At 34.6% G+C, this 8,088-nt stretch carries 6 protein-coding genes, 5 tRNA genes and 1 pseudogene; 6 read left to right on the forward strand and 6 right to left on the reverse strand.

The annotated features are described in order from the left end of the window. Positions 1-155: 155 nt before the first annotated feature. Positions 156-1,130, reverse strand: a complete 975-nt coding sequence (locus tag PHQ93_RS10480) for an IS30 family transposase (protein WP_299944148.1) — start codon at positions 1,128-1,130, stop codon at positions 156-158. A 224-nt stretch (positions 1,131-1,354) separates the two neighbouring features. Between PHQ93_RS10480 and PHQ93_RS10750 the strand changes: the two genes are divergently transcribed. From PHQ93_RS10750 to PHQ93_RS10495, 5 genes and pseudogenes are all read left to right on the forward strand, one after another. Continuing rightward, a complete protein-coding gene (locus tag PHQ93_RS10750) occupies positions 1,355-1,492 on the forward strand; it encodes a DUF4214 domain-containing protein (RefSeq protein WP_367278395.1) in 138 nt (45 codons plus the stop codon). Between the two features lie 18 nt (positions 1,493-1,510). After that, positions 1,511-1,636 (forward strand): annotated as a pseudogene (locus PHQ93_RS10755) (DUF4214 domain-containing protein); the annotation flags it as partial. A gap of 129 nt (positions 1,637-1,765) precedes the next feature. Continuing rightward, positions 1,766-2,791: a hypothetical protein gene (locus PHQ93_RS10485; protein ID WP_299944151.1), complete on the forward strand. Its 1,026-nt coding sequence runs from the start codon at positions 1,766-1,768 to the stop codon at positions 2,789-2,791. A 394-nt stretch (positions 2,792-3,185) separates the two neighbouring features. After that, the gene (locus PHQ93_RS10490) at positions 3,186-4,157 is read left to right on the forward strand and encodes a DUF697 domain-containing protein (protein WP_299944154.1); all 972 of its coding nucleotides are present in this window, start codon (positions 3,186-3,188) and stop codon (positions 4,155-4,157) included. Then, on the forward strand, positions 4,150-5,286 hold the full coding sequence (locus tag PHQ93_RS10495) for a hypothetical protein (RefSeq protein ID WP_299944157.1): 1,137 nt from the start codon (positions 4,150-4,152) through the stop codon (positions 5,284-5,286). The genes PHQ93_RS10490 and PHQ93_RS10495 overlap by 8 nt, the downstream gene beginning before the upstream one ends. Positions 5,287-5,805: 519 nt before the next feature. Here the strand turns inward: PHQ93_RS10495 and PHQ93_RS10500 are convergent. The 5 genes from PHQ93_RS10500 to PHQ93_RS10520 all read right to left on the reverse strand — a co-directional run bounded on the left by PHQ93_RS10500 (position 5,806) and on the right by PHQ93_RS10520 (position 6,325). Continuing rightward, positions 5,806-5,890, reverse strand: a tRNA-Leu gene (locus PHQ93_RS10500). A 46-nt stretch (positions 5,891-5,936) separates the two neighbouring features. Further along, positions 5,937-6,013 (reverse strand) — tRNA-Arg (locus PHQ93_RS10505). A gap of 9 nt (positions 6,014-6,022) precedes the next feature. Beyond that, a tRNA-Arg gene (locus PHQ93_RS10510) sits at positions 6,023-6,099 on the reverse strand. Positions 6,100-6,146: 47 nt separating this feature from the next. Continuing rightward, positions 6,147-6,223: transfer RNA gene (locus PHQ93_RS10515), tRNA-His, on the reverse strand. Between the two features lie 24 nt (positions 6,224-6,247). Then, positions 6,248-6,325, reverse strand: a tRNA-Pro gene (locus tag PHQ93_RS10520). Between the two features lie 65 nt (positions 6,326-6,390). Between PHQ93_RS10520 and PHQ93_RS10525 the strand changes: the two genes are divergently transcribed. Beyond that, a complete protein-coding gene (locus PHQ93_RS10525; RefSeq protein ID WP_299944160.1) occupies positions 6,391-7,932 on the forward strand; it encodes a sodium:alanine symporter family protein in 1,542 nt (513 codons plus the stop codon). The last annotated feature ends 156 nt before the right edge of the window (positions 7,933-8,088 follow it).

Raw genomic sequence — 8,088 nt, forward strand, 5'->3', positions numbered from 1 at the left:
CTATATTTAGGACTTTAAAGAGCCTTTTAGAAAAACAAAAAATCCCTTGCTTACCGTTATCTATAAATCGAAATACTTCTATCAAAATCTTTATAATTTGATTCAATATAATTAACATATACATCGCCAATTCAAATAGTAAGTGCAACACTTGATTAAACTGCTACATAAGATTTCGTAATTGTATCGAAAAATACTTCTGCAGGTGTTTTGTACCCAAGTATCTTTCTAGGTCTACGATTTAGTTTATTCTGAACTTCAACAATCTGTTCGTCTGTGATGTCATTAAATGGCATATTCTTTGGAAAATATTCTCTGATTAATCCATTAGTATGCTCATTGAGTCCTCTCTGCCAGGATTGATATGGATTTGCAAAGTAGAACTCTGTATCTAGTTTCTTTGCTACTTCTTCATGATATGAAAATTCTTTGCCATTGTCACTAGTTATAGTTAGTGTATGAGCCTGTATAGGCTTTAATAAATGTATGATAGCATCTGTTACAACTCTGGCTTGTTTAGCTTCTACTTTTTTCATCAATGTGAACTTTGAGTTTCTATCAACAAGTGTAACTATCGCTTGATGATGATTCTTTCCAATAATAGTATCTACTTCCCAATCACCAACCCTTGATTTGTCTTCGACAATGGCTGGTCTAAAGTCTATTGATATACGGTTCTTAATTTGCCCACGACTACGGTATAAAGCACTTCTCTTGGTATACTTTTTGTTTTTATGCCTAAGATATTTATATAAGTTACCGCCACTTCGTTTGTTGTGATAAATGTATTGATAGATTGTTTCATGGCTTACAGGTCTGAGTTGGGTTAAACTCATTCTCCCACTTATCTGTTCTGGAGAGAACCCGTCTTTGATACACATTTTTATGAAACTTGTATGCTTCTTCGTAAGTCTTCTATTCTTTGTTTTATACTGATACCTAAGTCTTGCACTTATTGTGGCATTAACAGCATGATATTCACTATTATTTAGTGAGTTTCTTTTTAACTCTCTGCTGATGGTTGAGTGATGCACTTCAATATTTAAAGCTATTGCTCTTTGACTTAAACCCTCTTTTTTCAAAGCTTCGATTTGATATCGTTGCATCATGGTTAGTTGTTTGTATTTCATAAGTTTCCCTATCTTGGCGGATTGGAATCTTATTTTATCGCAGCTAACCTCTCTCTCTTCAATCCTTAATTTCTTTTACTCTCTAGTGTTGCACTTTAAACTTGAATTGGCGCAAATCGTTAATCATTTTATATATTAAACATAAACACATTCAGTTGTGATTAATGCCAATAGGCATATAATTTTTTTATAAATTGCTAGCGCAGGAGATATAAATGGTATCGATGAATGATGTGTGTAAATTGTATGTGGCTACCTTTAACAGGGCGCCTGACGCTGCTGGATTGAGTTATTGGGTTAATAATTCCGGGCTTTCAATTGAGGGTATTGCCCAAAGTTTTTTTGATCAGCCTGAAACTTAGGCTCTTTATCCATCAGGAACTCTTACGACTTATTTTGTAACTTCAGTTTATGAAAATCTCTTTAACAGAGCACCTGATCAAGGTGGTCTTGATTACTGGGTTAACGACCTTGAGAGCGGTGCTGTTTCAAAGCAAAATTTTATTCTTGCTGTAATAAACGGTGCGCTTAACACCTCTCTAAGTCAAGATGCAACTATTTTAGAAAATAAACAAAATGTAGGTCTCTCTTTTGTAAATAATGGGCTGGATGATGTAGAGCTTGCAAAAACCGTAATGTCGGAGATAGACAGCAGTGAAGCTTCTGTTTTGGCAGCAACAAACATCATCTCTGCTGTTGCTGCTCCGGTTGGGACTTATACTGCTCAGGTGCTAAGCGGCAACACTTTTTATTTTTACGATGATAATCCTAATAGCTCATACTTTAGTGCTGGAAAAGATGACATGACTAAGGTGACTTTTAATCCAGACACAACTGTTACAAGTAAAACATACAGTGCTTCTTTTGGAAGCTCGCAATGGGAATCAGAGATAACATCTACAGTAACACAAACATGGAGTATAGAAAACGGAAGATTAATAATATCAAATTATGGCGGTGCTGAACACTGGGTAGATAATTTAACGATGATATCAGAAACAGATGGTCAATTTTTGTTTAATGATGCAGTTGTGAATTACAGCAGTGATGGAAGCATACAGTATTTTAATACAAATATTATTGTCTCGGACGATTCTGTTCTTCCTCGAAGTGGGTATGAGGCATTGTTGGCTGTTGGGGGTGATTTTTACTATGTAGGTGAAAGTGTGGATTACGAAGTTTTTGTCTCATCTGCAAATGTTAATGTTTCAACCGTGGTTGGGAGTGATATTAATTCTGCTTTTATGATTAATGTTTTTGACACTCCCGCTAGTCAAACAATTACGGGAACAAGCGTCAATGATGTATTTAACTGGCGTGGAGGAAATGATACATTTGATGGTGCCGGCGGCGGCAGTGACTGGGGTAACGGGGGATGCGACGCTATCTGGCTTAATGTTACTCCTGCAACTTCAAGCAGTATGGTAGTTGATACATCTGTCTCAGGCGTTATTTCTCTTGTTGACAACGGCAATACATTGGTACAGTTAGTAAAAAATCAAGACGGAAGTGTTGACATAACCGCTAATGGCTCAACAGTACACACAACCAATATAGAACTTTTTAACTCCTATACAGTGCCTCAAGACGGCAGCTCAGGATACGATATTAAAATCGACCTTGTAGGAACTCAATCCGGAACTTTTGATGCTAGTTTTTGAGTGTAATAAAGTTGTGAATTAAACTCTGTTTTTCTAATCACTTAGTATATTTTTATAATCTTGCTAAAAAATATACTAAGTTGAGGATAAATATTGCTTCAATTTCTAATTTTTGTTACCAAACAGTTATGATCTGTCAACCCTATCTCAGAGTTCGTTTAACAGCAGTCACCTTTTTCAAGAGATCTGCGTTTTATTGCCATCTTTAAAGCATAATTTACAAGTGCTACTTTCATATTATCATCCATGGACCAGCCAACTACTTTTCTTGAAAAGATATCTATGACAGTAGCCAGATCAGATGATTCAGATATGTTTATACCAGATAAAGTTCTTGAGAAAGAAAATAGTCGTATAATAAAAATTACATAATTAATAAACTTAAAGGGAAAATATGAACAGTAACTTAGAAAATCTACAAATATCTGAAATTGAATTATTAAACAAATCTCTAAAAAATAGTATTTTACAGCCTAGCAAAAACAAGACTTCATCTAAAACAAAAAGTGGTCTCACGATAACCATAGTCGCACTGGTATCATTGACTCTATTACTCATTACTAATTTTACTTTGGATGTATATCAATCTTATATAAGCATTGCAGCATCTAGTAAAGTACTTGCAGTCGGATATATTAGCATCTATTTTATAGCTATCTTTGGAATTTTGTTTTATATTTTAAATGCTATAAAAAGTTATATGAATCTAAAAGATGCTTTTAAAATTCAAAATCAAACCGCAAATATCGAATCATATGATCAAGAAAAGGAAATTGCTTTAATCATTTTAAAACACTATCAACTTCACCAATACGACAACATAAGAGACAAGGCTATTTCTTTGGCCCAAAAAATTGAGACTAATAGTGTTCATAGCCCTTTCTTAACAATAAAAGATGAAATTATTAATGATTTAGACAAAGAAGCAGTCAACACTTTATATATAAGTGCGAAAGAGGTTTCATTATTTACAGCATTTTCTCCTGGTTCTGCTCTAGACTCTATTGCTGTAATCTTCAGCTCAGTAAAATTGATGAAAAAGATATTTCATATTTATGGTTATAAAACCAATATATTCACTTCTTTGCTTATTGCAAGAAAAATTCTTGAAAATGCTTCATTGGCAGCATTAATGGAATATACCGATGATACACTAAGTGATGTACTTGGCAATACATTTTTATCTAAAATATCAGTAAAAATAGCACAAGGGCTTGGAAACGGTGTTTTAATGCTTCGAGTTGGAAACATGATTATTCAAAGTGCAAGACCTTTTGCATCTGATGGTACCCTAGGCACATACAAACATATGGTAAAATTGTTTATGGAATACATTAAAGAAAAAGTTAGTAAAAAAAATGAGTAGTATAAAAGATTTTGGCAATAGTCTTAGGAATTCGGCGCAAGTACTCAAAGATGATATTAAACAAAGTATTAATTCTTTTACTGATAGTGTCACCAAGCCGATAAAAGATATCAAATACATTAAACAAAAGAATGAAGAGATTAAAACTCTTGTTGAAACTACAAATGCAAGAATAAATCCTATGCGTGAGGTAACCAATAAAAAGTTAGAAGAACTTGGAAAGATAAAAGTTGGTATTATAAGCACCACAATAGATGAATTTACTTTTCATATGAAAAAAATAAACAATTTACCATTTCATAATACAACAGATCCATTTAGCAAAAATACTTTTAATTTTTCTCAACAAAAGCTAGATGAAGTATACACCTCAGTCCTATCGACTAAAAAACTACTCAAAAAAGAGCTTGAAGTAACTGTTGCTGGTACGCTTAGTACAGGTGCTATTTATACAGCGGTTGGAGCGCTTGGTACAGCTTCAACAGGTGCTGGGATAGCTGGTCTTATAGGAAGTGCAATGAACAATGCTACACTTGCCTGGCTAGGTGGTGGAGCACTTGCGGCAGGTGGTGGAATCACTATTGGCACAATCGTTTTAGGCGGTCTTGGAATAATCCCTGCTGTATCGTATATGGCTTGGAAGGGAAAATTCAACTATCAAGATAAAGTAGAAGATGTTAATAAAGTTTATCAAGAAGCGAATAAATATGCCAATAATACAGATCAAGTTATTAAAAAATTTGAAGAACTCTCAAAATTTATTGATAATTCAATTGCTATTATTCAAAGATACAATATTGAGTGTATAAAATTAAATAAACAAACGGATCATATAAGGCATCAAGCTGGCAATGATTATAATAGATACACCAATAATCAACAGTTACTGATTCAGAAGCATATGCACTATTTTGATGGCTTATTAAGAATACTAAACACTCCAATCATAAATGAAGATGGTTCAATTAATAACGATATCGTATCTACAATCAAATATTCAAATGATTTTCTAAATACTGCTGAAAAAATAAGATTTGTTAGTTTTAAGAAAAGATCACTATGGATTTATGCAATACCTACGATAGTGATAGTAAGTATTGCTATTTACATATACTATCAATATTATTAGTCTCAGAATTTTTTCTTAAATATGACAATCTTAGCAAAGAAATCACAGAAAAAGTACGAATTTTAACTACTCTTCCTGTTGGAGCTGTCTCACACTCGCATAGCCTGTTTCTTCCAGAGATTGATAACGAAACTAAGCCTATTTATAGAGATTAATTTTATTTATTACAAAAATAGTAGATTAAACAGTACAAATAAATTAAAAAACTACTCTATAACTGCCCTACACAAATCCCGAACTCTTTTTAATCGTGTGAATTGTATAGCCAAAAAATTTTAATGATGATTTGTCTTATTATTTTATCCAATTACCTGACCAAAAGTTTGTCTACTTTATTGGGGTCATTCCAAAGTGAAAATAGTTATAGAACGGATTACAATTGAAGCAATATGAAATTTTGTATGTTGTAGAGTTTTACAATTCAAGGTTAGAAATAGGTTAGAAAAATAATTTTTGAAGTTTTCTTAAAGTCTTTAAAAGTTCGTTGTTTAGGGGATTTGAAAGGGGTTTTCTATTTGATGGTGCGGATGAAAAGACTTGAACTTTCACGCCTTGCGGCACCAGATCCTAAGTCTGGCGTGTATACCAATTTCACCACATCCGCATGTGATTAAGTGTTTTATGTCTCTTCAGACATTAGAAGTAAAAAGTGGTGCGCCCTAATGGATTCGAACCATTGGCCTACGCCTTAGAAGGGCGTTGCTCTATCCAGCTGAGCTAAGAGCGCATTCATAAATGGTGCGCCCGATAGGATTCGAACCTATAACCGTCGGATTCGAAGTCCGAAACTCTATCCAATTGAGCCACGAACGCCACAAAATTTATTATTTTTATTAAGTTTTTTTTATATTTTTTTGTTATGGGGTGGGATGCGGGGCTCGAACCCGTGACCCTCGGCACCACAAACCAATGCTCTAACCAACTGAGCTAATCCCACCATGTTTCTAAAAAAATATAAAAGTGGTCGGGGTGAAAGGACTCGAACCTTCGGCCCCCTGGTCCCAAACCAGGTACTCTAACCATACTGAGCTACACCCCGACCTACACATTAAAACAGCTATTTAGCTGATTAATGAGGCGAAATTATAGTCAATAACCATTGAAATGTCAATAGTAATTTTTATATATTTCAAAACTTTATTTCATGTGACACAAAAAGGGATTAAGATTACTTTGTTACAATTCTTTTACATAGTTTTTAGGGGTGAATTTTTTAGCAGTATCAACTCTTTTTTAGAAACGGTTTTGTTTTTTGACATACTTTTTGGAACAGTTAAAGGAGCCAACTTGCCATTTTTAGTGGTTTGGCTTATTAGCGGTGGTGTTTATCTTACATTTAAAACAAAGTTTATTAATGTAAGAGCCTTGAGACACTCTTTTAACATAGTAAGAGGCAAATACAATACAGTTGATGATGTTGGTATCATCTCCTCTTTTGGTGCTTTAACAACTGCTCTTAGTGCTACTGTCGGTCTTGGAAACATAGCTGGAGTTGCTCTGGCAGTTGCAATTGGCGGGCCGGGTGCTACTTTTTGGATGATTGTAGCGGGCTTTTTGGGAATGAGTTTAAAATTTACAGAAGTAACTTTATCTATCCAATATAGAGAATTTTTAAAAGATGGAACCGTTATGGGTGGTGCGATGGAGTACCTCTCAAAGGGCTTGGCAAAAAAAGGATATCCCAGTTTTGGTAAAACATTAGCAGTTATTTTTGCTTTTTTAATGATTGGAGGTGCTATCGGCGGAGGAAATATATTTCAAGTATCTCAAGCTTACAGTGCTATATCTCACGAAGTTCCGTACTTTGCAGAGAATCCACTAATATTTGGATTTATTATCGCAGGTTTAACAGGTACTGTAATCATCGGCGGTGTTAAAAGAATTGCTCATATTACGGAAACACTTGTTCCATTTATGTCTCTTATATATATAGGTGCTTCCATTTGGATTTTAGGAAATCATTTTGACAAGATAGGTGACGCTTTTAGTATTATATTTCATGAAGCATTCTCAACAAGTGCTGTTTACGGTGGTATGCTTGGAGCTATTGTTCAAGGTTTTCAAAGAGCTGTTTTTTCAAGTGAAGCTGGAATAGGCTCATCTCCTGTTGCACATGCACCTGCAAAAACAAAATACCCTGTCAGGCAAGGACTTGTTGCGCTTTATGAGCCATTCATAGACACAGTAGTTATTTGTACCATGACCGCTCTTGTTATAGTAATTACAGGTGTCTATGCACATGACGGAGCTTATATTGCTCTTATTGAAGCAAAAGAAGGAGCCGCACTAACCAGTGTTGCTTATGGAACTGTTATTGATTGGTTTCCTACTATTTTGTCGGTAAGTATATTTCTTTTTGCTTTTTCTACAATGATATCTTGGTCTTACTACGGCGAGCGGGCATGGGTATATCTTTTTGGTTCAAAGTTTTCTATAGTATATAAAATCATGTTTTTATCTCTTTCTGTTATTGCAACGGTTGTGGGCACGGGGATAATGGTAGATTTCAGCTTTATGCTTATGCTGGCAATGGCTCTTCCAAATATACTTGGACTTTTTATTTTAAGCGGAGATGTAAAAAGACAGCTTGAAGAATATATGGCAAAACTTAAAAGCGGTGAACTTGATGCCGAGGCTATAAGATGAATAAAATAGAAGTGTAATAAAAGGTTACACAATCAACTCCGACACTCAAAGAGTGTCAAGCTTTAGTAGCCACAGCGGCGCAAGCGAAGAAAAAGGAACGCATTCCTTTTTTGGACTATCAGAACTGTATCATCCCATCAATCGGTGAGGAGGCTG

Source organism: Sulfurimonas sp. (assembly GCF_028714975.1).
Classification (GTDB): Bacteria; Campylobacterota; Campylobacteria; order Campylobacterales; family Sulfurimonadaceae; genus Sulfurimonas.

Coding starts and splice junctions, on each gene's coding strand:
- PHQ93_RS10480 (WP_299944148.1), bottom strand. CDS start 1,130: ATGAAATACAAACAACTAACCATGATGCAACGATATCAAATCGAAGCT.
- PHQ93_RS10485 (WP_299944151.1), top strand. CDS start 1,766: ATGTCGGAGATAGACAGCAGTGAAGCTTCTGTTTTGGCAGCAACAAAC.
- PHQ93_RS10750 (WP_367278395.1), top strand. CDS start 1,355: ATGAATGATGTGTGTAAATTGTATGTGGCTACCTTTAACAGGGCGCCT.
- PHQ93_RS10495 (WP_299944157.1), top strand. CDS start 4,150: ATGAGTAGTATAAAAGATTTTGGCAATAGTCTTAGGAATTCGGCGCAA.
- PHQ93_RS10525 (WP_299944160.1), top strand. CDS start 6,391: ATGTCAATAGTAATTTTTATATATTTCAAAACTTTATTTCATGTGACA.
- PHQ93_RS10490 (WP_299944154.1), top strand. CDS start 3,186: ATGAACAGTAACTTAGAAAATCTACAAATATCTGAAATTGAATTATTA.